20 protein-coding genes are annotated in these 21,370 nt (G+C 61.1%); 12 read left to right on the top strand and 8 right to left on the bottom strand.

Annotated features, from left to right (window positions below; all coding sequences use genetic code 11):
- Positions 1-77 precede the first annotated feature (77 nt).
- A complete protein-coding gene (locus FHT97_RS25005) occupies positions 78-536 on the top strand; it encodes a GNAT family N-acetyltransferase (protein ID WP_183757218.1) in 459 nt (152 codons plus the stop codon).
- Here FHT97_RS25005 and FHT97_RS25000 read toward each other — a convergent pair whose 3' ends face one another.
- Positions 537-1,694, bottom strand: coding sequence for an AI-2E family transporter (locus FHT97_RS25000; RefSeq protein WP_348649643.1), 1,158 nt, complete (start codon positions 1,692-1,694; stop codon positions 537-539). It abuts the gene before it with no gap.
- 167 nt (positions 1,695-1,861) lie between these two features.
- On the opposite strand from FHT97_RS25000, the gene FHT97_RS24995 reads away from it, so the two are divergent.
- Positions 1,862-2,536, top strand: coding sequence for a GntR family transcriptional regulator (locus FHT97_RS24995; protein ID WP_348649642.1), 675 nt, complete (start codon positions 1,862-1,864; stop codon positions 2,534-2,536).
- A 2-nt stretch (positions 2,537-2,538) separates the two neighbouring features.
- Positions 2,539-2,994 (top strand): OsmC family protein, encoded by a 456-nt coding sequence (locus FHT97_RS24990; protein ID WP_183864586.1) that lies wholly within the window; start codon positions 2,539-2,541, stop codon positions 2,992-2,994.
- A gap of 6 nt (positions 2,995-3,000) precedes the next feature.
- On the opposite strand, the gene parE is transcribed toward FHT97_RS24990, so the two are convergent.
- Positions 3,001-5,082: a DNA topoisomerase IV subunit B gene (gene parE, locus FHT97_RS24985; protein ID WP_183864585.1), complete on the bottom strand. Its 2,082-nt coding sequence runs from the start codon at positions 5,080-5,082 to the stop codon at positions 3,001-3,003.
- A 218-nt stretch (positions 5,083-5,300) separates the two neighbouring features.
- On the opposite strand from parE, the gene FHT97_RS24980 reads away from it, so the two are divergent.
- The 4 genes from FHT97_RS24980 (at position 5,301) to FHT97_RS24965 (ending at position 9,548) form a co-directional block, all read left to right on the top strand.
- A complete protein-coding gene (locus tag FHT97_RS24980) occupies positions 5,301-6,185 on the top strand; it encodes an alpha/beta hydrolase (RefSeq protein ID WP_183864584.1) in 885 nt (294 codons plus the stop codon).
- A gap of 191 nt (positions 6,186-6,376) precedes the next feature.
- The gene (gene tpiA / locus FHT97_RS24975; RefSeq protein ID WP_183757221.1) at positions 6,377-7,147 is read left to right on the top strand and encodes a triose-phosphate isomerase; all 771 of its coding nucleotides are present in this window, start codon (positions 6,377-6,379) and stop codon (positions 7,145-7,147) included.
- A 107-nt stretch (positions 7,148-7,254) separates the two neighbouring features.
- A complete protein-coding gene (gene secG, locus FHT97_RS24970) occupies positions 7,255-7,779 on the top strand; it encodes a preprotein translocase subunit SecG (protein WP_183864583.1) in 525 nt (174 codons plus the stop codon).
- A gap of 140 nt (positions 7,780-7,919) precedes the next feature.
- Positions 7,920-9,548 (top strand): CTP synthase, encoded by a 1,629-nt coding sequence (locus FHT97_RS24965; RefSeq protein ID WP_183864582.1) that lies wholly within the window; start codon positions 7,920-7,922, stop codon positions 9,546-9,548.
- 94 nt (positions 9,549-9,642) lie between these two features.
- Here the strand turns inward: FHT97_RS24965 and FHT97_RS24960 are convergent, their stop codons facing one another.
- Complete coding sequence (locus tag FHT97_RS24960; protein WP_183864581.1) at positions 9,643-10,731, bottom strand: citrate synthase/methylcitrate synthase; 1,089 nt, start codon at positions 10,729-10,731, stop codon at positions 9,643-9,645.
- An 85-nt stretch (positions 10,732-10,816) separates the two neighbouring features.
- Between FHT97_RS24960 and FHT97_RS24955 the strand changes: the two genes are divergently transcribed.
- The 5 genes from FHT97_RS24955 (at position 10,817) to FHT97_RS24935 (ending at position 17,321) form a co-directional block, all read left to right on the top strand.
- Positions 10,817-11,959: a citrate synthase gene (locus tag FHT97_RS24955; protein WP_183864580.1), complete on the top strand. Its 1,143-nt coding sequence runs from the start codon at positions 10,817-10,819 to the stop codon at positions 11,957-11,959.
- Between the two features lie 120 nt (positions 11,960-12,079).
- On the top strand, positions 12,080-12,595 hold the full coding sequence (locus FHT97_RS24950; RefSeq protein WP_183757293.1) for a FecR family protein: 516 nt from the start codon (positions 12,080-12,082) through the stop codon (positions 12,593-12,595).
- 5 nt (positions 12,596-12,600) lie between these two features.
- Positions 12,601-14,460 (top strand): adenylate/guanylate cyclase domain-containing protein, encoded by a 1,860-nt coding sequence (locus FHT97_RS24945; protein WP_183864579.1) that lies wholly within the window; start codon positions 12,601-12,603, stop codon positions 14,458-14,460.
- Positions 14,461-14,557: 97 nt separating this feature from the next.
- Complete coding sequence (locus FHT97_RS24940; protein ID WP_183864578.1) at positions 14,558-16,432, top strand: DEAD/DEAH box helicase; 1,875 nt, start codon at positions 14,558-14,560, stop codon at positions 16,430-16,432.
- A 196-nt stretch (positions 16,433-16,628) separates the two neighbouring features.
- Positions 16,629-17,321, top strand: coding sequence for a 50S ribosomal protein L11 methyltransferase (locus tag FHT97_RS24935; RefSeq protein ID WP_183864577.1), 693 nt, complete (start codon positions 16,629-16,631; stop codon positions 17,319-17,321).
- A gap of 16 nt (positions 17,322-17,337) precedes the next feature.
- Here FHT97_RS24935 and FHT97_RS24930 read toward each other — a convergent pair whose 3' ends face one another.
- The 5 genes from FHT97_RS24930 to trpD are packed head-to-tail and all read right to left on the bottom strand — an operon-like array spanning position 17,338 to position 21,369.
- On the bottom strand, positions 17,338-17,754 hold the full coding sequence (locus FHT97_RS24930; protein WP_183864576.1) for an ACT domain-containing protein: 417 nt from the start codon (positions 17,752-17,754) through the stop codon (positions 17,338-17,340).
- A gap of 54 nt (positions 17,755-17,808) precedes the next feature.
- Positions 17,809-19,032 carry a gephyrin-like molybdotransferase Glp gene (gene glp / locus FHT97_RS24925; RefSeq protein ID WP_183864575.1) on the bottom strand — a complete coding sequence of 408 codons (1,224 nt, stop codon included), beginning with the start codon at positions 19,030-19,032 and terminating at the stop codon, positions 17,809-17,811.
- Entirely contained in the window at positions 19,029-19,529 is a 501-nt protein-coding gene (moaC, locus tag FHT97_RS24920) for a cyclic pyranopterin monophosphate synthase MoaC (RefSeq protein ID WP_183757232.1), read from the bottom strand. The genes glp and moaC overlap by 4 nt, the downstream gene beginning before the upstream one ends.
- A 1-nt stretch (position 19,530) precedes the next feature.
- Positions 19,531-20,343: an indole-3-glycerol phosphate synthase TrpC gene (trpC, locus tag FHT97_RS24915; RefSeq protein ID WP_183864574.1), complete on the bottom strand. Its 813-nt coding sequence runs from the start codon at positions 20,341-20,343 to the stop codon at positions 19,531-19,533.
- 9 nt (positions 20,344-20,352) lie between these two features.
- On the bottom strand, positions 20,353-21,369 hold the full coding sequence (trpD, locus tag FHT97_RS24910) for an anthranilate phosphoribosyltransferase (protein WP_183864573.1): 1,017 nt from the start codon (positions 21,367-21,369) through the stop codon (positions 20,353-20,355).
- Position 21,370 lies beyond the last annotated feature (1 nt).

The following is a 21,370-nucleotide window of genomic DNA, read 5'->3' as shown; positions in this document are numbered from 1 at the left end:
GCTGAAATTCCAACAGAATGAAGGCGCACCCCATTAACTTTTCGTCATGCCAAGCGCGCCGAAAATAGGAAAATCCCGTGTCTCTTTCGATTGCTCTGGAACCACCTCGTCAGGAAGGCGTGCTCCGCCTGCTCGACATGTCCGACGCCTATGCGCAGTCGCTTTATCCGCCGGAAAGCAATCACCTCGTCGATGTCTCGTCTTTGGAGAAGCCGACGGTCAGCTTCTTCGTCGCCCGCCACGACGGCGCGATCGTTGGCTGTTCCGCGCTGGTGGAGGCGGGTGACGGGACCGCAGAAATCAAACGCATGTTCGTCGACCCCAAGGCGCGCGGCCTAAAGGTGGCGAGCAAACTCATGAACGCGCTCGAGGCGATAGCGGTAGAAAAGAGCCTCCGGGCCGTCAGGCTCGAAACCGGCATCTACCAGCCGGAAGCAATCGCTCTTTACCGCAAATACGGCTATGTCCAAATCGAGCCATTCGGCAGCTATCTTCCAGATCCGCTTAGCCTGTTCATGGAAAAACAACTGGCCTGATCATTCAGCCGCGCGGGATGTGGGAGGCGCCTGTTCGTCGATCATGACTTGTGGACCGCTTTCGGCGTTGCGCACCTCGTGCATCCACTCACGCCAGATCGCGACGATGAGCGCCATCAGCACCGGCCCGATGAAAAGGCCGAGAAAGCCCATGGTCTTCACACCACCGACGAGGCCGAAGAACGTCGGCAGGAATGGCAGCTTGATCGGACCGCCGACGAGCTTCGGACGCAGCGTCTTGTCGACAATGAAGAGTTCGACCGTTCCCCAAACGAAGAGACCGACACCGGCAATGTGCGAGCCGCTGGCCAGCAGATAGACCGACACCAGGGTAAACGAGAGCGGCGCGCCGCCCGGTATCAAGGCCATGATGCCGGTCAGGACACCCAGCGTCACGGGCGAGGGGACACCTGCGATCCAGTACGCGACGCCAAGCACGATGCCTTCGCCGATCGCAATCAGCGTCATGCCCATGACCGTCGAACTGATAGTTGCCGGGACGACGCGGGAAATCCGCTCCCACCGGTTCGGGAGGATGCGCTCGCCCAGCATGTCGATCTGACGTGAGAACGCGGAACCGTCACGATAGACGAAGAACAACGCGATCAGCATGAAAAGCAGAGTCAGCAGTAGATGGAAGGCGCCGCCGCCTGCCGCCAGAATCGCCCGATAAATGTTACCGATATTGGCTCCGCTGACGGCCTGGATGACCTCACCCATCGAACCGGGGCTGCCAATATATTTGGTCCATAGCTCATCGAGGTAAGGACCGGCGAAGGGCAGGGCGATAATCCACTGTGGCGTTGGAGCGCCCAATCTGTTTGCATGCACAGCCCAGGCGACCCATTCACGCACCTCTCCTGTCGTGTAGGTCACGGCGAAAACGATCGGCAAGACGAGGAATGTGACGATCAGGACAATCGCGATAGTGGCGGCGATTGTCGTGTTTCCGCTGACACGCTCGAGCAACCGGCGATAAAGCGGCCAGCTTGCAAAACCAATGACAAGCGCGGCCAGCACTGGAACAGCAAAGCCGTAGAAGAAGTAGACGCCAGCCGCGACAACGAGAACCAGCAGCCAGCGCGCTGCAGAGATCGAGGGAATTAGAGGCGTGCGGGCAGGGCCTGAAGGGCCGAGCCATCGCGACTCTCGCTGGATATTGTTGTTCGGAAGGCTCACGTCGTTCTTTTCCCCCTATTTTGACTATGGATATGGGCCATGCATCCCTCGGGCGCAAGCGCAATGACCGATTTATGCCGTCGACACCGCGTCAGAAATCCCGGCGATCTCCACTACGCTCCTTAAGCCCGTTGTCCGCAATCAGTATGACAGAATCCCGTAGCGATGTTGTCAAAATTCGTTTGATCCGTTACTTTGGATCCATGGATCCAAATATAATTGCGACAGCGCTCCGTCGGGAAATTGAGAGTGGCAGCCTCACTCCCGGAACGGTCTTGAAGCAAGAGTTTCTGGCCGAACGATTCGGCGTGAGTCGCCAGCCGGTCCGCCGGGCACTTGATCGGCTGCTGGCATCCGGCCTGCTCAATCGTCGACCGGACAGAAGCCTTGCTGTAGCCGGTTTCACCGAAGAACAGGCGCGTGAGCTTGCTGAGATCCGTACTGCGTTGGAGAGCATGGCGCTACGCGCGTCACTGCCAGTGCTCAGCGACGCCGACCTACGCAAAGCGCGGCGCCTCAACGAGGACCTGGTGGAAGAGGAGGACCCTGCTGTCCTCGAGGAGTTGGACGTGGCATTTCATCGGACGCTCTATGGGCGCTGCAGAAATGAACGCCTTGTTTCCATGATCGACAACCTGCGGCGGGAGTCGCGCCGAGCCTACTCGAGGCAGCCGAAGGGCTCCGACGAGCGCGTCGTCCTCCACGCCGAGCATAGTGCCATCGTCAAGGCCTGTGAACGTCGCGACGAAACCGCCGCCTTGCAAGCCTTATCGGATCATTTGCAGATGACAACAGCGCGCCTGACGCGCGAGGGAGAATGACAATGACGAGGTTTTCCGCAGAAGTCGCCTGGGAGCGGGGTGAGGCAAGCTTCATCGACGGACGCTACAGCCGCGGCCATAAATGGTCCTTCGATGGTGGTGCTGTCGTCGCTGCTTCCGCCTCGCCGCATAATGTACCGCTGCCTTATGCCGTGGCCGAAAACGTGGATCCGGAAGAGGCCTATGTTGCGGCGCTGTCAAGCTGCCACATGCTGTTCTACCTGTGGCTCGCATCAAAGAAACGCATCATGGTCGACAGCTATGCCGACGCCGCGACGGGCATCATGGAAATCGTGCAAGGCAAGACAATTGTGAGCCGCGTCGAGCTTCGCCCGCGGGTCACCTATGCCAGCGACAGGCCGAGCCGCGAGATCGAAGAGAAGCTTCACCACGAGGCTCACGAGCTATGCTTCCTCGCCAACTCGGTGAAGACGGAAATTGCCGTACGTCTCGACTAAGCGGCGTTAGATATCGAGGTTTTCCGCAAAGGCGGCACGATCCTGAATGAAACGGAAGCGGGCCTCCGGCTTCGTTCCCATCAGGTCGTCTACTGCGGTGCGCGTTCCCTCGAAATCCACCTCGTCAATCACCACCCGCAACAGCGTGCGCTTGCTGGGATCCATGGTGGTTTCCTTGAGCTGTGCCGGCAGCATTTCGCCGAGGCCTTTGAAGCGGCTGATTTCGACCTTCGCCTTGCCCTTGAACTCTGTTTCCATCAGCTCGGCCCGGTGTGCGTCATCGCGGGCATAGGCGGATTTAGCGCCCTGAGTGATCTTGTAGAGCGGCGGCACAGCGAGGAACAGGTGACCGCCACGGACCAGTTCCGGCATCTCCTGATAGAAGAACGTGATCAGCAGCGAGGCGATGTGAGCACCGTCGACGTCGGCATCGGTCATGACGATAATGCGCTCGTAGCGAAGGTCTTCCTCGCGGTACTTCGAACGTGTTCCGCAGCCGAGCGCCTGGCTTAGATCCGCTAGCTGCTGGTTTGCTCCAAGCTTTTCGCGACCGGCGCTGGCCACGTTTAGAATCTTGCCGCGCAGCGGAAGAATGGCTTGGTTGGCGCGGTTGCGCGCCTGTTTGGCGGAGCCGCCTGCCGAGTCACCTTCGACGATGAAAAGCTCGGCGCCCTCCGCGGTGTTCTGAGCGCAGTCGGCGAGCTTTCCGGGCAGCCGCAGCTTGCGCACGGCCGTCTTGCGGTTGACTTCCTTTTCCTTACGGCGACGCAGTCGTTCTTCCGCGCGTTCTATTACCCAGTCCAGCAGCTTGGCCGCTTCGTTGGGATTGTCGGCAAGGTAGTGGTCGAAGGGGTCGCGAAGCGCGTTCTCGACGATGCGTTGAGCCTCGACGGTCGCCAGCTTGTCTTTCGTCTGCCCCACGAACTCCGGCTCGCGGATGAAGACCGAAAGCATGCCGACGGCCGAAATCATCACGTCGTCTGTGGTGATCTGGGCTGCACGCTTGTTTTGAGTCAGTTCGGCGTAGTTCTTCAGGCCCTTGGTGAGCGCTATGCGCAGGCCGGCTTCATGCGTGCCACCTTCGGGCGTTGGAATGGTATTGCAATAGGAATGGACCTGCGGGTCGCCGCCATACCAGGTGATCGCCCATTCCAGCGAGCCGTGACCGCTGGTTTTTTCCGTCTTGCCGGCAAAGATTTCGCGGGTGACCGTGAACTCCTTGCCCATCGTCGCCTGGAGATAGTCCTTCAGGCCGCCGGGGAAGTGAAAAACGGCCTTGTCCGGCACCTCAGAGCCCTGCGGCAGAACACCTTCTTCGCAGCTCCAGCGGATTTCCACGCCGCCAAACAGGTAGGCCTTGGAACGGGCCATGCGGAAAACGCGGCCGGGATCGAACTTGGCATGCTCACCGAAAATCTGGGCGTCGGGATGGAACCGGACGCGCGTTCCGCGGCGGTTGTGGACATCGCCAAGCTCTTCCAAGCCGCCCTGCGGCAGGCCGCGCGAGAAACGCTGGCGATAGAGCTTGCGGTTGCGCGCGACCTCCACTTCCATGACATCGGAGAGGGCGTTGACGACCGATACACCGACGCCATGTAGACCGCCTGACGTCTCATACGCCTTACCATCGAATTTGCCGCCCGCATGCAGCTTGGTCATGATGACCTCAAGGGTCGACTTGCCGGGAACCTGCGGATGGTTTTCGACCGGGATGCCGCGACCGTTGTCGGTGACCGTTAGATGGCCTTGGAGATCGAGGTAAACTTCGATAAAATCGGCGTGGCCGGCTACGGCTTCGTCCATTGAGTTATCAATGACTTCGGCGAACAGATGGTGCAGTGCCTTCTCGTCGGTGCCGCCGATGTACATGCCCGGGCGCATGCGAACGGGCTCAAGCCCCTCAAGAACGCGGATCGAGGATGCGCCATAGTCATCCGATGTCGACGTCACGGGTGCCGGGCGCGACGTTGCGGCAGGTGCCTCTGCGGGGGCGGCAGCCGCCGCCTTCGGCAACTCAGCAGACTTTGGAGTCTCCTCCTGCTTCTGTGTCAGTGGCATTCCGGAAAAGAGGTCGTTGCTATCGTCCATGGGGCCGTTCAGATCTTCATCCTGTTCGGGGGCAGGCGGCCTATGCCATGCCTGACCCAAAATCACCGCATTTGATGTCACGTTTGCGAACCAGGCAAATTCTGCCAGAAACCGCCTTCTTACGCGACGCCGCCCGATCCGGCGGACTTTCTCAGGAAATGGTTTGCGTTGGCGGGCGTGGAATGGCAAGCGGCTAGAAGGCTCAGGGAACCATGCGCATGCGAATGTCCACAAGTCATTATGGCATTATCGCCGCAATTGCGGCCTTTTTTCTGGCGACGGGCGCAAGTAGCCAGACAGCAGAGCGTCTCCCCCCTTACAAGGACGATCTCTTTTCCACAAAAAATGTGCTGCAGGCGAGCAAGGACGGCGCATTCGAGCTGATCGAATACGACGAGATGCGCGACATCAACGGCCGTGACCAAGTACCAGAGAAACGAGCCCGACAGAAATACGTGTCCCTCGGCGTCCGAAAGCTCCAATCGGACGAGACATTGCAGTTGGGTGCCCAAAAGCTCGATGTCACCAGGGTAGGACAAGCCGCCGGAGCTGCATTCACCGTGATCTTCATTCACGGGCGAAACGGCGACCGGCGTCTTGGCGCAAATGACTATAGTTTCGGCGGCAATTTCAATCGCCTCAAAAATCTCGTGGCTGGCAATGGCGGCGTTTACTACTCACCGTCGGTCAAGAGTTTCGGCAGCGACGGCGTGGCAACAATCGAGGAACTGATCCGCTACGCCGCCGCACAGTCACCCGGCAAGCCGGTTATCCTGGCGTGTGCGTCGATGGGGAGCCAGATCTGTTGGGGTCTCAGCCGCGACGCCGATAGTGTAAACCACCTCAAAGGGATGGTGATCCTGAGCGGCGTTGCCGATCCGGATTTTGCCAAAAGTTCCTTCGCCAAGGCCAAGCTGCCGCTTTGGTTCGCGCATGGCAGCCGCGATCCGGTCTATGCGGCAACCGCCCAGCAGGCGCTCTTCGAAAAGCTCCTGAAAGTCGGGTACCCAACGCATTTCGCACTCTACGAGACCGGCAACCACGGAACGCCGATCCGGATGATCGATTGGCGTCGGACGCTGAACTGGATATTGGGTTCCTGAAGCTTGCTCGGCTCACGAGAAAGGCGTGCCTATCTGTCGCTCTGGCCTATGATTTTCAGCAACATCCGCTGGAAATTTTAAGTGTTTGCGAACAAAGCCCCGCTTATTTCCCTTAGGAAAGGCGCAAAACCTTTTCATTGACCGGTGCTTTTGCTAAGCCCCCCGGATACGTGGAAGATTGGAAGGCTGGCATGACACCTGACGTGCGTCCGCTCGTGGCGGGAAACTGGAAGATGAACGGCACGCGTGCCTCCCTGGACCAGATCAAGGCGATCGCGGAAGGCGTTCAGGGACCACTTTCCGCCAAGGTGGAGGCCCTGATCTGCCCACCGGCAACCTTGCTTTATGTCGCTACGGCGCTCTCAACCGACAGCCCACTTGCGATCGGCGCACAGGATTGCCACCAGAAACCTTCGGGCGCCCACACAGGCGATATCTCGGCCGAGATGATTGCCGACTGCTTCGGTACCTATGTCATTGTCGGCCATTCTGAACGCCGCACAGACCATGCCGAGACAGACCATCTTGTCCGCGCCAAGGCCGAGGCTGCCTTTGCAGCAGAATTGACGGCGATCGTGTGCATTGGCGAAACGGCTGACGAGCGCAAGGCGGGCCAGACCCTCGACATCATCAAGCGCCAGCTTTCCGCCTCTGTGCCGGAGAGCGCAACGGCAGAGAATACGGTCATTGCCTACGAGCCCGTATGGGCGATCGGTACCGGCGTGACGCCGACGGTGGAAGACGTCGAGAAGGCGCATGCCTTCATGCGTTCCGAGCTCGTCGCCCGCTTCGGCGACACCGGCAAAAAAGTTCGGATTCTCTACGGTGGCTCGGTCAAGCCTAGCAACGCCAAGGAATTGATGGGCGTCGCGAATGTCGATGGCGCTCTGATTGGCGGCGCGAGCTTGAAAGCGGCCGACTTCCTTGCCATCTACGGCGCATACGAAGCGCTGCTTGACTAGAGCCGTGTATATTCCGAGCCGAAGGGCTTGGAATAGCTGATGACCTCATGTAAAGAGCGCCAGAATTTTACTTTATGCCCGCCGCGCGTGTGGGCAGGACTGGACCCATGCAGACCGTTTTGATTGTCATCCATCTCATGATCGTGCTGGCGCTTGTCGGCGTCGTGCTCATCCAGCGCTCGGAAGGCGGCGGCCTCGGCATCGGCGGTGGTTCCGGCTTTATGTCCGCCCGTGGCACGGCCAATGCGCTGACGCGCACCACCGCGATCCTCGCGGCGCTGTTCTTTATCACCTCGCTCGGTCTCGGCGTGCTTAATCGCTATGAGAGCCGTCCGACGGATATTCTGAACCGCATTCCGGCGACGAGCGGGCAGGGCAAGGGTATTCTCGACTCGCTCGGCGGCCAGAACGGTAACAACGCCGCTCCGGCAGCACCAGCCCCGCAAAGCAACAACGGCGTTCCGACCGGCGGCGAAGCCGCTCCGGCTCCTGCAGCGCCCGCCGCAACCGCTCCGGCGGCACCGGCAGCGCCGACGACATCGGCACCCGCATCTACTCAGACTGCTCCGGCGGCACCGCAGGCCACCACACCTGCTGCTCCGGCACCCGCCACCGTCCCAAGCGGGCAGTAAGCGGCATACAGCATAAACCGCCGGCAGGCCCTCGGGTCTGCCGGTTTTCTTTTGTTTAGATTCCGCGCTGGCGCCAAAAGTTCTGGAAATGAATTTTTGGGCTGGTGGAATCGTTTTTGAAAAGGTATCCGGTGACTCCCATGGCGCGATACGTATTCATCACTGGCGGCGTGGTTTCCTCTCTCGGTAAAGGAATTGCGGCCGCGGCTCTCGGAGCGTTGCTGCAGGCCCGTGGTTATCGGGTGCGGCTTCGCAAACTCGACCCCTATCTGAACGTGGACCCGGGCACCATGAGCCCGACCCAGCACGGCGAAGTCTTCGTCACCGACGACGGCGCGGAAACCGACCTCGATCTCGGCCACTACGAGCGCTTCACCGGACGCTCGGCGACCAAGACCGACAACATCACCACCGGGCGCATCTACAAGAACATCATAGACAAGGAACGCCGTGGCGACTATCTCGGCGCGACCGTTCAGGTCATTCCGCACGTCACCAACGAGATCAAGGATTTCGTCACCGAAGGCAATGACGACTACGACTTCGTCATCTGCGAAATCGGCGGCACGGTCGGCGATATCGAGGCGATGCCGTTCATGGAAGCGATCCGCCAACTCGGCAACGACCTGCCGCGCGGCACTGCGATCTATGTCCACCTGACGCTGATGCCCTACATCCCGGCGGCAGGCGAACTGAAGACCAAGCCGACTCAGCACTCCGTCAAGGAACTGCAGGCACTCGGTATTCATCCCGACATCCTGCTCGTTCGCGCGGACCGTGAAATTCCGGAGGCGGAACGCCGCAAGCTCTCGCTGTTCTGCAACGTCCGCCCCTCCGCGGTCATCCAGGCGCTCGATGTCGCCAACATCTATGATGTGCCGATCGCCTACCATAAGGAAGGCCTCGACAACGAAGTGCTCGCAGCTTTCGGCATCGAACCGGCCCCGAAGCCACGCCTCAACCCTTGGGAAGAGGTTTGCAACCGTATCCGTACGCCTGAGGGCGAGGTCACGATCGCGATCGTTGGCAAATACACCGGCTTGAAGGATGCCTATAAGTCGCTGATCGAAGCGCTTCATCACGGCGGCATTGCCAACCGCGTCAAGGTCAAGCTGGAATGGATCGAATCCGAGGTCTTCGAAAAGGAAGATCCGGCACCGTACCTCGAAAAGGTCCACGGGATCCTCGTTCCCGGCGGCTTTGGTGAACGTGGTTCAGAAGGCAAGATCCATGCAGCCCGCTTCGCACGCGAGCGCAAAGTGCCGTATTTCGGCATCTGCTTTGGCATGCAGATGGCGGTCATTGAAGCGGCACGCAATCTCGCCGGTGTGGAGAGCGCTTCCTCGACCGAATTCGGTCCGACGAAGGAGCCCGTCGTCGGTCTGATGACCGAATGGATAAAGGGTAATGAGCTGCAGAAGCGCACGGCGTCCGGCGATCTCGGCGGCACCATGCGCCTCGGCGCCTACAAGGCGGCACTGAAGAAGGGCACGAAGATCTCCGAGATCTACGGCTCAACGGATATTTCCGAGCGCCACCGCCACCGCTACGAAGTCAACGTCGATTACAAGGATCGTTTGGAAAACTGCGGTCTGGTGTTCTCCGGAATGTCACCGGACGGTGTATTGCCGGAGACGATCGAATATCCGGATCATCCGTGGTTCATCGGCGTTCAGTACCATCCCGAATTGAAGAGCCGGCCGCTCGACCCGCATCCGTTGTTCGCAAGCTTCATCGAGGCCGCAACCGAACAGAGCCGCTTGGTCTGATTGACGAGAGGCCGTCTGGCAACGTCAGCCAGGCGGCCTTTTTAGTAAGCGTGCTGTCAGCTCCGCGGTCGGAGCCGCCCAACTATCTGACCGGTCAGGCGGCTTGCGGCAGCGGCCCGACATAAACCGAACGCGGCCGGATCAATCGGCCTTCGAGTGCCTGCTCACGCGCGTGGGCGATCCACCCAACGGTCCGGCCGATTGCGAACACGCCGGTAAATGACTCGCGCGGAAAGCCCAGGACATCGAGCAGAAGGGCCGTGTAGAACTCGACGTTGACATCAAGTGGTCGACCCGGCTTGCGTTCCTTGAGGATTGCGAGCGCCGCATGTTCAACGGCTTCCGCCAGGACGATCCGCTCGCGATCAACTTGTGCGGCGGAGACTAGCGACCGAAGGGCTTGCTTCAAAGCGTCAGCGCGCGGATCACGCACTCGGTAGATCCGATGACCGAAGCCCATCAGCCTCTCGCCGCGATCCAGTGCATGGCTAAGCCAGTCATGTGCATTCGCGCTCGCTCCGATCGCGTCGAACATATCGAGCACCGGGCCTGGTGCGCCGCCATGCAGCGGTCCCTTGAGGGCGCTGATGGCCGCGAGCACCGACGAGGTAAGGCCGGCGTGCGTCGAGGCGACAACGCGCGCGGCGAAGGTCGAGGCGTTCAGACCGTGATCCGAGATCGTCACAAGGTAGGCATCGAGTGCCGCGGTCTGCTCTCTACTCGGGGACTGGCCGGTAAGCATACGCAGGATGTCGGCGGCCTGCGAAAGGGAGCGGTCCGGCGCGAACGGTTCCTTGCCGGCCTGCAGACGGATTATCGCCGGCAGGAAGACTGCGGGCGCTGCGAGCAATCGAAGGGCGGCCTCGAAGTCCTCGCCATCCGGCAGACGGGCGATAAGAGCACGCATCGCATCCACAGGCGGCAGGCCCAGCGCTGCCGAATCGAGGGCTGCGAGATGGACGAACAGGTCTTCTCGCATTTCGCCCAGCCGCGGGCCAAATTCTGCGAGGCTGAAATGTCGTTCCGTCAGTCCGTCGAGCAGCAATGCGGCTATGCTTTCATAGGTTGCCGTCGACACGAGCTGATCGAGCGACACGCCCCGGATGATCAGGCGACCGGCTTCGCCGTCCACATCGGACAGCTGCGTCTCAGCAGCAATGACATCTTCCAAACCGTTCTTCATGGTGTTTCTCCTTTACGAGCAGCAACATCGAAGCTAGGTTAATTGACGTCAATCTTGATGTAATAGATCAATATAAGAGGACCTCATGTCCTGGCTGACCGCGGAGCAAGCGCTCGAGAGACTCGGCACCAAACCGCAGACGCTTTACGCCAATGTGAGTCGCGGACGGATCCGGGCTAAGGCCGATACGACCGATCCACGGCGTAGTCTCTACAACGCAGCCGATGTCATGCGGCTGGCCAAGCGGCATGCGGGTCGGCGAAAGACCGAGACCGTAGCGGCAGATGCCATCCAATGGGGCGATCCCGTATTGCCGTCCGCCATTTCGACTGTCGCAGAGGGCCGGCTCTACTATCGCGGGCGCGAAGCGGCCGCATGGGCCGAGCATGCGACGCTGGAGGAGACTGCTGCACTTCTATGGGAGTCTGGACCCGTCGCGGCGATGCCCGGCGACACCGCAGCAACGACGCCCTCGCTGGAACGGGCGTTCGTCCTGCTTGCGCAGCGCGTCACCCGCGACCTGCCGAGCCTAGGTCGGTCATCGACGGCACTAAAGGCTGAAGCTCAGACCATCCTGTCGACCATCGGGATGGCCCTGGCACCAGATGCGAGTGACCTGCCGTTGCATCTCCGCCTCGCGGCGAGCTGGGGCAGGCCTGAAGCGGCCAACTGCATCAGGCGCGCGCTTGTACTCCTCGCAGATCACGAGCTTAACGCATCGACCTTCGCCACACGGGTGGCGGCCTCTTCGGGCGCAACGTTGTCGGCCGCCGTTCTTTCCGGGCTCTCGACCTTGACGGGACCGCTTCACGGTGGCGCATGGCAGGGCGTCGCCTCATTGATCGAAGACGTCAACGCACTCGGGGCGAACGCGGCTGTCCGACAGGCGTTGACCGAGGGGAGGTCGCTCAACGCGTTCGGTCACCCTCTCTATCCGGTCGGAGACATCCGGGCAAAAGCGCTATTGTCCCAGTTTTCTCTCCCACAGACGTACACGGAACTGGCAACCGCAGGCCAGGAACTTGTCGGAGAAAGCGTCAACATCGACTTCGCCCTGACTGCCATGACGGCCGTTTTTGATCTTCCGAGGAACGCCCCGCTTGTGATCTTCGCGCTCGCGCGATCCGTTGGATGGCTCGCCCATGCCATCGAGCAGGTCGAGAGCGGTCATCTCATTCGCCCGAGAGCGCGTTATACTGGACCGGCAATCACAGCCGCCAAAGCATAGACCTCGGATAGTCGTTGACGTTTCGGCATGCGTGCTGCAGCAATCACATAGGAAGGATGCCGCACGTAGGGCGTCCGGTCGCGCATTCATTAGGGGACGGATATGCTTGTAAACTCCAGGATGCTTTTAGCGCTGGTCGTGTGGGCTAGCGGTACCTGCCTTTTCACCTCGGGCGTGGCCCTTGCACAAGCCGGCGGATGCACCATGGAGCGTGTGGCGGGAAGCTCGCGGCAAGTCATGCACTGCGCCGATGGCGTCACAATCACTGCCGAAGGCGGCGCTCGTTTCAATGTCATTGACCGCAACCGCGATGGGCGACCGGATGCCGTCTCCCTGCGCAACAAGGCGGTACTCGTGGATGTCGACCGCGCCCGTCGCCCTGGAGGGTTCGAGGTGATCACGCCGCAGGCGATTGCAGCCGTCCGCGGCACGCGGTGGGCAGTCGATGTCAAAAGCGGTACGACGTCGGTCTTCGTCGTACGCGGCCGCGTCGCGGTCGGTCGTTCGACTGCTGGACCGCGCGTCGTCTTGGATGTCGGCGAGGGTGTCGACGTTACGCGAGGCAGCGAACCATTGACTGTCCGCCGCTGGCCGCCCGCCCGCGCTGCAGCCCTGCTTGCCCGTCTAGGCCAATAGCGCCGATGCAGGCCAGACGGCTCCCGATCACGATCGCGCTGCTACTATCCGCCCTTTGGGGCGGACTGCTCGGCTACATGCATCTCTCAGGCAGCATGAGCTTTCTCGACCGTCTCGAAGCGTCTCTCACTGATCTGCGTAGTACCCTCATCGGCGCGCGGGAGGCCCCGCCGATCACCAGCATTGTGGCGATCGACGATCTTACCGCTGCCGACAATGGCTATCCGCTTAGTCGAGCGACACTCGCCCGCGTGGTATCCGCCGTCAGCGCCCTAAAACCGAAGGTCATAGCACTCGATCTCCTACTCGTTGACCCCGGCCCAGAGGAAGGCGACGCGGCACTTGCCTTGGCGCTTCAGCAGACGCCCAGTGTGATCGCTGCAGCCGGCGTTTTCCCCAAAGACACGCAGACGGTTGGTCACGACGCCAACGATCCGCTGGCGGCGATCCCGACGGCCAACCAGATGCTTTTGCCACTTGCCCGCTTTTCCGACGTCGCTGCCATCGGCGTCGTCAATGTCGCGACTGATGAATCGGGGACACCCCGCTTCATTCCCCTGATTTCTCGAGGCGGCGAGCGGGTCGATGCCTCGTTTCCGCTGCGAGTGGCGTCGCTGGCGCTGGGTATCAATCCGGCATTCGCGCCAGGTGGGTTGGCACTCGGTGACCGGCATTTGCCGACCGACAACGGGCAGCGGCTTCCCATTACCTTCTATGGCCCGCGCGGGACTCTTCCAACCTTCAGCGCCGCTGATGCACTGGCCGGCAAGCTCCCCGCCAAAGCGATCGAGGACAGGATCGTGGTGATCGGCGCCACGGTGACTGGCGGTGGCGACGTATTCCCGACGCCATTCGACCCGGTCTTGCCGGGCGTCGAGGTCATGGCGACGGCAGCAACACATCTGATTGCCGGCGACGGTATCATCAGGGACCGCAATGTGCGTTTGCTCGATTCGCTCATAGCCGTTGCGCTGCCACTGCTTCTTATCAGCTTGCTTGCGTGGCGGCGCAGCGCCATCGGCTACGCTATCATTGCCTGCGTGGCCTTCGCGTGGGCGGCCTTGAACATCGCCGCCTTCGCACACGGCTACTGGTTTAGCGCAGCATTGCCGATCGCCGCAGCGTTGCCGCCCGTGCTGCTCTTCGGTGCCGCCGAAATCTGGATCGATCGTCGCCAGGCTGCGCACTTCGCGGCGCAAAGCGATCTCCTACAGCGCATCGAAGCGCCGGGGCTGGGCGAATGGCTTGCGCGCGATCCCAATTTCCTCGCCGAACCGGTACGGCAGGACGCAGCGGTCGTCTTTATCGATCTCTCCGGCTTCACGGGACTGAGCGAAGCGATCGGCGTGACGAATGTCCGTGAAGTCCTCAGCGATTTCTTCGAGATGGTCGACGGAGAGGCGCGTTCGCATGGCGGCGCGGTCACCAGCTTCATGGGCGATGGCGCGATGATTCTGTTCGGCTTGCCACAACCAGCCTCCGACGATGCCACTCGGGCGGCTGCCTGCGCCGTCAGCCTGTGTGATCGAATGCGGCCATGGCTTGCGGCCCATCCCGCGCTGAGCGGCCGGAAGGCCGGCTTCAAGGTCGGTGCGCACTGCGGGCCTGTCGTCGCATCGCGACTCGGGAGCGGCAATCGCCAACAGATCACGGCAACTGGCGACACCGTGAATGTCGCCAGCCGGCTGATGGAGGTGGCGGCATCGCGTGGTGTCGAACTGGCCCTGAGCACCGCGTTGATGAAAGCCGCGGCCGCGGATAGCGCTCCGCTCCGCTCCGGCCGGCTGGAAGGTCCCGTGCAAGCGCGTATTCGCGGTCGAAGCGAAGGGATCGATGTATGGCTATGGCAGGGACATCTGCTTTGACATTTGCCGTCTGACAAAGTAGGAACGGCCAACTTCTCTACCGGCAACTGCCGGCCAGGGCGCAGCATGCGCGTGAGACTTCCGAAAGATAGACAACATGACAGATTTTAACGGCGTCGTTCCGGCGATCGCCAAGGCGTTGGTGAAGCGCGGTTATACCGAGCTGACGCCGGTGCAAAAGTCCATGCTCGACCCGACGCTTGCCGCGTCGGACGCTCTCGTTTCGGCCCAGACAGGGTCCGGGAAAACCGTCGCCTTCGGCCTGGCGCTGGCACCGACGTTGCTCGAAAACGATGACCGTTTCGGGCCTGCGGCGGAGCCGCTGGCGCTGGTGATCGCGCCGACAAGAGAGCTCGCGCTTCAAGTCAAGCGCGAACTCGAATGGCTCTACGAAGCGACGGGCGCGCTGATCGTGAGCTGCGTCGGTGGCATGGACATCCGCAGCGAGCGTCGCGCATTGGAGCGTGGCGCGCATATCGTTGTCGGCACGCCGGGGCGTCTCTGCGATCATATCAGGCGCAATGCGCTCGACATTTCTGCGCTCAAAGCAGTCGTACTTGATGAAGCGGACGAAATGCTCGATCTCGGATTCCGCGAGGATCTCGAGTTCATTCTTGATTCCTCGCCAGATGACCGTCGGACGCTGATGTTCTCGGCGACTGTTCCCGCTGCCATTGCAAAGCTCGCGAAGAGCTATCAGAAGAACGCGGTGCGGATCGCGACGGCTACCGAGGAAAAGCAGCACGGCGACATCGAGTATCGGGCGCTTGTCGTGTCGCCCAGCGACCGTGAAAACGCCATCATCAATGTCCTGCGCTACTATGAGGCGACGAATGCCATCGTGTTCTGTTCGACGCGCGCCGCGGTCAACCATCTGACTGCCCGCTTTCACAATCGCAACTTCAACGTCGTCGCCTTGTCGGGTGAACTGACGCAGAACGAGCGGAGCCATGCGCTGCAGGCGATGCGCGATGGACGCGCCCGCGTCTGCATTGCAACGGATGTCGCCGCCCGCGGCATCGACCTTCCCGGCCTCGACCTTGTCATTCATGCCGACCTGCCGACCAATCCGGAAACTTTGCTTCATAGAAGCGGCCGCACCGGTCGCGCGGGCCGCAAGGGCGTCAGCGCACTGATCGTGCCGCTGAACGTGCGGCGCAAGGCGGAGCGCCTCCTTGACAATGCCGGTATCTCGGCTGCCTGGGCTCGTCCGCCGTCGGCAGAAGAGGTGACGGCACGTGACGAAGCGCGTCTGCTTGCCGATCCCATCTTCGAGGAACCCCCGAGCGAAGAGGCTCGGGACCTGGTCAAACGGCTTCTCGATGCCCACGGCGCAGAAAAGCTCGCCGCGGCGTTCGTCAATCTCTATCGGTCCAACCAGTCAGCGCCGGAGGACCTGATCGAGGTCGCGGTCCAGGACGATCGCGGCCGCAAGCGCCGCGAGCACGCCGAGGGACCACGCGAACCTTATCAGAAAGGTCCGCGCGACGACTTCGGCGCGAGCGTGTGGTTTTCGCTTTCGGTCGGCCGCAAGCAGAATGCAGAGCCCCGCTGGCTGATCCCGATGCTCTGCCGCAACGGCAATCTGACGAAGCGTGACATCGGTGCCATCAAGATGCAGCCCGACGAAACCTACGTCGAGATTTCAACGGCAAGCGCCGACAGCTTCCTGCAGTCCATCGGTCCGAACAAAACGATGGAACGCGGCATCCGCGTCACAGCCCTGAATGGCACGCCCGATTTCAGCAAGCCAGCAACCTCCAAGCCTTATGCCGGCAAGAAGGCCTTTGGCGAGCGCCGCGAGTTCAGCGACGAGCGGCCAAAAGACAAGTTTCGGAAGGAAGCCCGCGCTGATGGCGAGCGCGACGAGCGACGTGACACGAAGCCTTGGAGCAAAAAGCCTGGGAAGCCGAAGTTTGAGGGCAAGGGTGGCGGTGGGCCGAAGCCCAAGTTCTCGAAAAAGAAGGGCTGAAACCATCCCGTCGGCGCTGCAGCCTTTGCGGCGCCGATAAAGATTCTCGGAGTGGACAATGGCAGGCACAATCGTTTTGACGGTTCATGTTTTCAGCACTCTTTGCAATGAGACCTTCACGCTCTAGCGCGCGCTCTTCATGGATGGCGGGATGCTGGTGATGAAGAACTACTGATCGCTTGAGGATATAAAGCAATTGCGTGGCCAGCACCGCCGTAAGAATGGCCCTGCGGCCAGCACCCTTTCTCCAGCGGATATCCGCGCCTTCATTATCGAAAACCTCCGACTCGAGCCGGTGCCGGGTTTGCCTGAGATACGTCTCTATGCGGCCCATCCGGGCAGTGGGCTGGGTCGCCTTGGAGCTAGTGGCCGTGACGATTCGCCACCGTACTGGGCTTACAATTGGGCGGGCGGGATCCTGCTTGCCAAGCACGTTCTAAATCATCCCAATATCGTTCGTGGCCGCCGTGTCCTGGATCTTGGTGCCGGCTCCGGGATTGTCGGGATCGCGGCTCGAAAATGCGGAGCATCCGCCGTAATCGCGGCAGAGATCGACGCCAATGCGATCGCGGCACTCAACCTCAATGCCGAGGCGAATGATGTGGCGATCGAAGCGTTGAACGCAGATATTCTTTCCGGCGCCCCAGTACCCGATGTGGATGTCATTCTTGCCGGTGATGCTTTCTACAATGCCGAACTTGCCAGCAGAGTTCTGCCGTTCCTGACCTCTCGTCGCCAGGCCGGCGTCGATGTCCTTATAGGCGATCCGCGCAGATCGTCACTGCCGCTGACAGCCCTGCGTCTCGTCGCCGAGTATGCCGTCCCCGATTTCGGCGTTGGCTCAGGAGGTGATGCAGCCATTGGTGGAGTGTTCGCCCTGGAAGCATGACCCAAAACGCGCCCTCTCAGCAGGAGGACTCTTCCTGTAGTTTCTGCAAAATCTCCAGCGCCACCTCTGCAACGGCGGTCGGAACGAAGACATGATCGTGATGGTAGGCTGCGACCATGTTGCAGGGGATTGAGTGTGCGGTGAGAGTAGTGGCAACAGCAGCTGTCAGTCCGACACCTTCCAGCGATGAAAAAACTTCGAGAACGATCCGCCGCATTGGCGTATCGCAGTTGAAGCCCAATTCCGAGGCCCTGCTTTTCGAAAGGATGAAGGAAACTCCCTCGTGCTCGCGAAACGACGCCAGCGCATCGATTGCCGCGCGCCGAATGATGTTCTCGTCCGTGGTTGTACAAAAGACGAATTCGTCCTCCGTAAGCACGGGCGTCATTCCGGACAACATCGCGGCGGTTTCTCGTATGATCTGCTTGGTCATCTCAAGCCGGCCCAGGGTTTGTTTGTGACACTTTCCGCGAATGAAAAAGAAACGTCAGCCGAGCAGATCAGGCCGCAGCAGCATCACCGGGCAGGGGTCTCCCGCCTGCAACTCCGGCGCATGTGGCGGTCGAACGATCAAGCAGTCAGCTTCGGCGAATATCTTCATCATAGACGAGTCCTGTTTGCCGAACGGCTCTGCCGACCAACCGCCCGACGGTGATCGCAACAGCCTCGCTCTCACGTAGTCCTGTCGCTGGTCATTGGCACGAAGCGTTACAGCCGCTCCCGCCATTGCCTCACGTCTGACTGGCGGCAGTGACGCCAGCTTGCGAACCAGCGGTTCCAAAAACAGCAGTCCGCAGACCAAGCTCGAAACCGGATTGCCGGGTAGGCCAATGACATGCGTTTCTTCGAGGCTGCCCACCATCAACGGCTTGCCCGGACGCATGGCGATCCGCCAGAAATCGAGCTTCATGCCCAATGCGACGAGCGTAGCCTGCACCAAATCATGGTCGCCCACCGATGCCCCACCGAGCGTCACGATGACATCGACCTCGGCACGCCGGGCGCGCTCGACAGCCGCGGAAATCGCGGCTTTGTCATCGGGAACGATCCCGAGATCCAGGACCTCGGCGCCAGCCTTGCGAACCAGGGCAGCAATGCCGAAGGTGCTGGACGCAATGATCTGCGCGGGAGCCGGTGAGCTTCCTGGCGGCAACAACTCGTCACCGGTTGCGAGCAGCGCCACCATGGGCTTGCGGAAGACCTCAAGGGTCGCGTGGTTCATTCCAGCCGCCACAGTCAGGCGAGAAAAGTCCAGCACGGTGCCTGCCTTGAGCACTGTTTCGCCTTCAACAAAATCTTGGCCGCGGGGCCGAACGTGCTGACCAGGACGAACAGGAAAGGTCGTGCGGACGCCGCCCTCGATTTTGTCCGCATCCTCCTGCAACAACACGCTATCGGCGCCAGACGGAACCGGTGCGCCAGTAAAGATCCGAACAGTCTCTCCTTTGCCGACAACACCCTCGAACCCATGGCCGGCAGAGGACGTCCCGATGAGCCTCAGCTCGGCGCCCGGTTCCGGAGCGTCGTCACCGCGCAAGCCATATCCATCCATCGCCGATGCATCGAAAGGCGGCTGGGTCAGCCTGGCCGCCACATCAGCTGCCAGCACGCGACCGTCGGCCTCCGGCAAGGAAACAGTTTCGCTCACCTGGATTGGTTTTGCCCGTGACAGTAAACGATCCTGCGCCTCAGCAACGGGCAACATGCTCATTTGCCATACTCCGGATGGCGAAAGTCTCCAGACTTGCCACCCGATTTTTCGAGCAGCCGTATGCTCCCGATTACCATGGCCTTATCGGCGGCCTTCGCCATGTCGTATATCGTCAGGCAGGCCACGGAAACGGCTGTCAGGGCCTCCATTTCGACACCCGTCTTGCCTGTCAGCTTCACGGTCGCGGTAACGCGCAAGCCGGGAAGATCGGCGTCCTCCGTAATATCGACCGCAACCTTCGTGAGCATCAGGGGGTGGCAGAGAGGGATGAGGTTGCTCGTCTGCTTGGCGGCCATGATGCCAGCAAGGCGCGCCGTGCCGATCACGTCGCCCTTCTTCGCATTGCCCGCACGAATGAGATCGAGCGTCGCGGCCGCCATCTTCACGTGGCCTTCGGCGGTCGCAACCCGAGTGGTCTCGACCTTATTGCCGACATCGACCATGTGCGCCTCGCCGGAGGCATCAATGTGGGTGAGACCGGACGGGCCGCCGCTCATATCACTCGGCCGCCTGAGCGGCTTCGGCGAAGAGTAGTGCGCGCGTTGCAGCCGTAACGTCTTCCTTGCGCATCAGGCTCTCGCCGACCAGGAAGGTGCTGATGCCAACTGCCTGCAGGCGCTTGCAATCTGCATTCGTGAAAATGCCGCTTTCGCCGACCAGAAGACGGTCCCCAGGAACCATCGGCGCGAGCTTTTCGCTGACCTCCAGGCTGACCTCGAATGTCCGTAGATTGCGATTGTTGATGCCAACCAGCGGAGAGGAGAGCTTCAGCGCACGCTCCATCTCCTCGGCATCGTGAACTTCCACCAGCACATCCATGCCGAGCCCGAAAGCCTCATCCTCAAGGCGCTTTGCATCATCATCGGAAAGCGATGCCATGATCAGCAGAATGCAATCGGCGCCCCAGGCGCGCGCTTCCTGCACCTGGTAGGTCTCAAACATGAAGTCCTTGCGCAACGCCGGCAGCGAACACGCGGCACGCGCTGCCATCAGAAATTCCGGGGCGCCCTGAAAGCTTGGCGTGTCGGTCAACACCGAAAGGCAGGCAGCGCCACCGACTTCATAGGCCTTGGCCAGCGACGGCGGATCGAAATCTGGCCTGATCAAACCCTTGGAGGGACTGGCTTTCTTGATCTCGGCGATCAGGCCGTATTGGCCGGCCTCGCGTTTCGCAACCAGCGCACGATGAAAGCCGCGCGGCGGCGATTGGTCCGCCTGCATCGCCTTCAGATCAGCCAGCGATACCGTCGCTTTTGCGGCGGCTATCTCTTCCCGCTTGTATAGTTCGATCTTCTTCAGGATGTCGGTCATGGCTCTATCCTAGTCGATGTCGTTCGACACGGCGACGAGTTTGTCGAGGGCCGCGGCCGTCGCTCCGCTGTCCAGAGACTGCGTCGCAAGCCGCATACCGTCCTCGAGTAGCTCAGCTTTGCCGGATATCACCAGCGAGGCGGCGGCATTGGCGAGCGCGATGTCACGGTAGGCGTTCTTTGCGCCGCTCAAAACGTCGCGCAACGCTGCGGCGTTGACCACGCCATCACCGCCCTTGATAGCCTCCAGACGGCAAGGTTCGACGCCGAAATCTGCGGGCGACAACTCGAAAGTCCGAATCTTCCCGTCTTCGAGCGCGGCGACGTTCGTCTTTCCCGTCGTCGTGATTTCGTCGAGACCGCTGCCGTGCACGACCCACACGCTTTCGGAGCCCAGATCGCGCATGACCTCGGCAATCGGAACGACCCATTGCGGCGCGTAGACGCCAAGCAACTGACGGCGGACGCCGGCCGGATTGGAAAGCGGCCCCAGCAAATTGAAGATCGTCCGCGTGCCGAGTTCAACGCGCGTCGGGCCGACGTGGCGCATCGCCGAGTGGTGCTGCTGGGCGAACATGAAGCCGACACCAGCCTCGCGAATGCAGCGCGAGATCACCTCGGGGGTCACATCTAGCTTGACCCCGAGCGCGGCAAGGCTGTCGGCCGCACCTGATTTCGAGCTCAGTGCCCTGTTGCCATGCTTTGCAACAGGTACACCAGCACCAGCCACGATAAGAGCAGCGAGTGTCGAGATATTATAGGTCCCGCTTGCATCGCCGCCGGTTCCCACGATGTCGATGGCATCGGCCGGTGCATCGACGGTCAGCATCTTGGAGCGCATCGTCGTCACGGCGCCGACAATCTCGTCGACCGTCTCGCCACGGACGCGCAATGCCATGAGGAAGCCGCCGATCTGCGAAGGGGTCGCTTGACCGGACATCAGAATGTCGAAGGCCTCGCGGGCCTCGTCGCGTGTCAGCGGCTCACGGCTCGCAGCCTTCGCCAGAAGCGGCTTCAGATCAGTCATG

Source organism: Rhizobium sp. BK399 (genome assembly GCF_014194695.1).
Lineage (GTDB): Bacteria > Pseudomonadota > Alphaproteobacteria > Rhizobiales > Rhizobiaceae > Rhizobium.
This window is presented reverse-complemented; position numbering and strand designations above follow the sequence as displayed.

What these genes read in the sequence shown, in the direction of transcription:
- FHT97_RS24950 (WP_183757293.1), top strand. Translation starts at nt 12,080, where the DNA reads ATGCTTTTAGCGCTGGTCGTGTGGGCTAGCGGTACCTGCCTTTTCACC.
- FHT97_RS24965 (WP_183864582.1), top strand. Translation starts at nt 7,920, where the DNA reads ATGGCGCGATACGTATTCATCACTGGCGGCGTGGTTTCCTCTCTCGGT.
- FHT97_RS24945 (WP_183864579.1), top strand. Translation starts at nt 12,601, where the DNA reads ATGCAGGCCAGACGGCTCCCGATCACGATCGCGCTGCTACTATCCGCC.
- secG (WP_183864583.1), top strand. Translation starts at nt 7,255, where the DNA reads ATGCAGACCGTTTTGATTGTCATCCATCTCATGATCGTGCTGGCGCTT.
- FHT97_RS24955 (WP_183864580.1), top strand. Translation starts at nt 10,817, where the DNA reads ATGTCCTGGCTGACCGCGGAGCAAGCGCTCGAGAGACTCGGCACCAAA.
- trpC (WP_183864574.1), bottom strand. Translation starts at nt 20,343, where the DNA reads ATGACCGACATCCTGAAGAAGATCGAACTATACAAGCGGGAAGAGATA.
- FHT97_RS24940 (WP_183864578.1), top strand. Translation starts at nt 14,558, where the DNA reads ATGACAGATTTTAACGGCGTCGTTCCGGCGATCGCCAAGGCGTTGGTG.
- FHT97_RS24960 (WP_183864581.1), bottom strand. Translation starts at nt 10,731, where the DNA reads ATGAAGAACGGTTTGGAAGATGTCATTGCTGCTGAGACGCAGCTGTCC.
- tpiA (WP_183757221.1), top strand. Translation starts at nt 6,377, where the DNA reads ATGACACCTGACGTGCGTCCGCTCGTGGCGGGAAACTGGAAGATGAAC.
- FHT97_RS24995 (WP_348649642.1), top strand. Translation starts at nt 1,862, where the DNA reads ATGACAGAATCCCGTAGCGATGTTGTCAAAATTCGTTTGATCCGTTAC.
- moaC (WP_183757232.1), bottom strand. Translation starts at nt 19,529, where the DNA reads ATGAGCGGCGGCCCGTCCGGTCTCACCCACATTGATGCCTCCGGCGAG.
- FHT97_RS24980 (WP_183864584.1), top strand. Translation starts at nt 5,301, where the DNA reads ATGCGAATGTCCACAAGTCATTATGGCATTATCGCCGCAATTGCGGCC.
- FHT97_RS24930 (WP_183864576.1), bottom strand. Translation starts at nt 17,754, where the DNA reads ATGACCAAGCAGATCATACGAGAAACCGCCGCGATGTTGTCCGGAATG.
- FHT97_RS24990 (WP_183864586.1), top strand. Translation starts at nt 2,539, where the DNA reads ATGACGAGGTTTTCCGCAGAAGTCGCCTGGGAGCGGGGTGAGGCAAGC.
- parE (WP_183864585.1), bottom strand. Translation starts at nt 5,082, where the DNA reads ATGGACGATAGCAACGACCTCTTTTCCGGAATGCCACTGACACAGAAG.
- glp (WP_183864575.1), bottom strand. Translation starts at nt 19,032, where the DNA reads ATGAGCATGTTGCCCGTTGCTGAGGCGCAGGATCGTTTACTGTCACGG.
- trpD (WP_183864573.1), bottom strand. Translation starts at nt 21,369, where the DNA reads ATGACTGATCTGAAGCCGCTTCTGGCGAAGGCTGCGAGCCGTGAGCCG.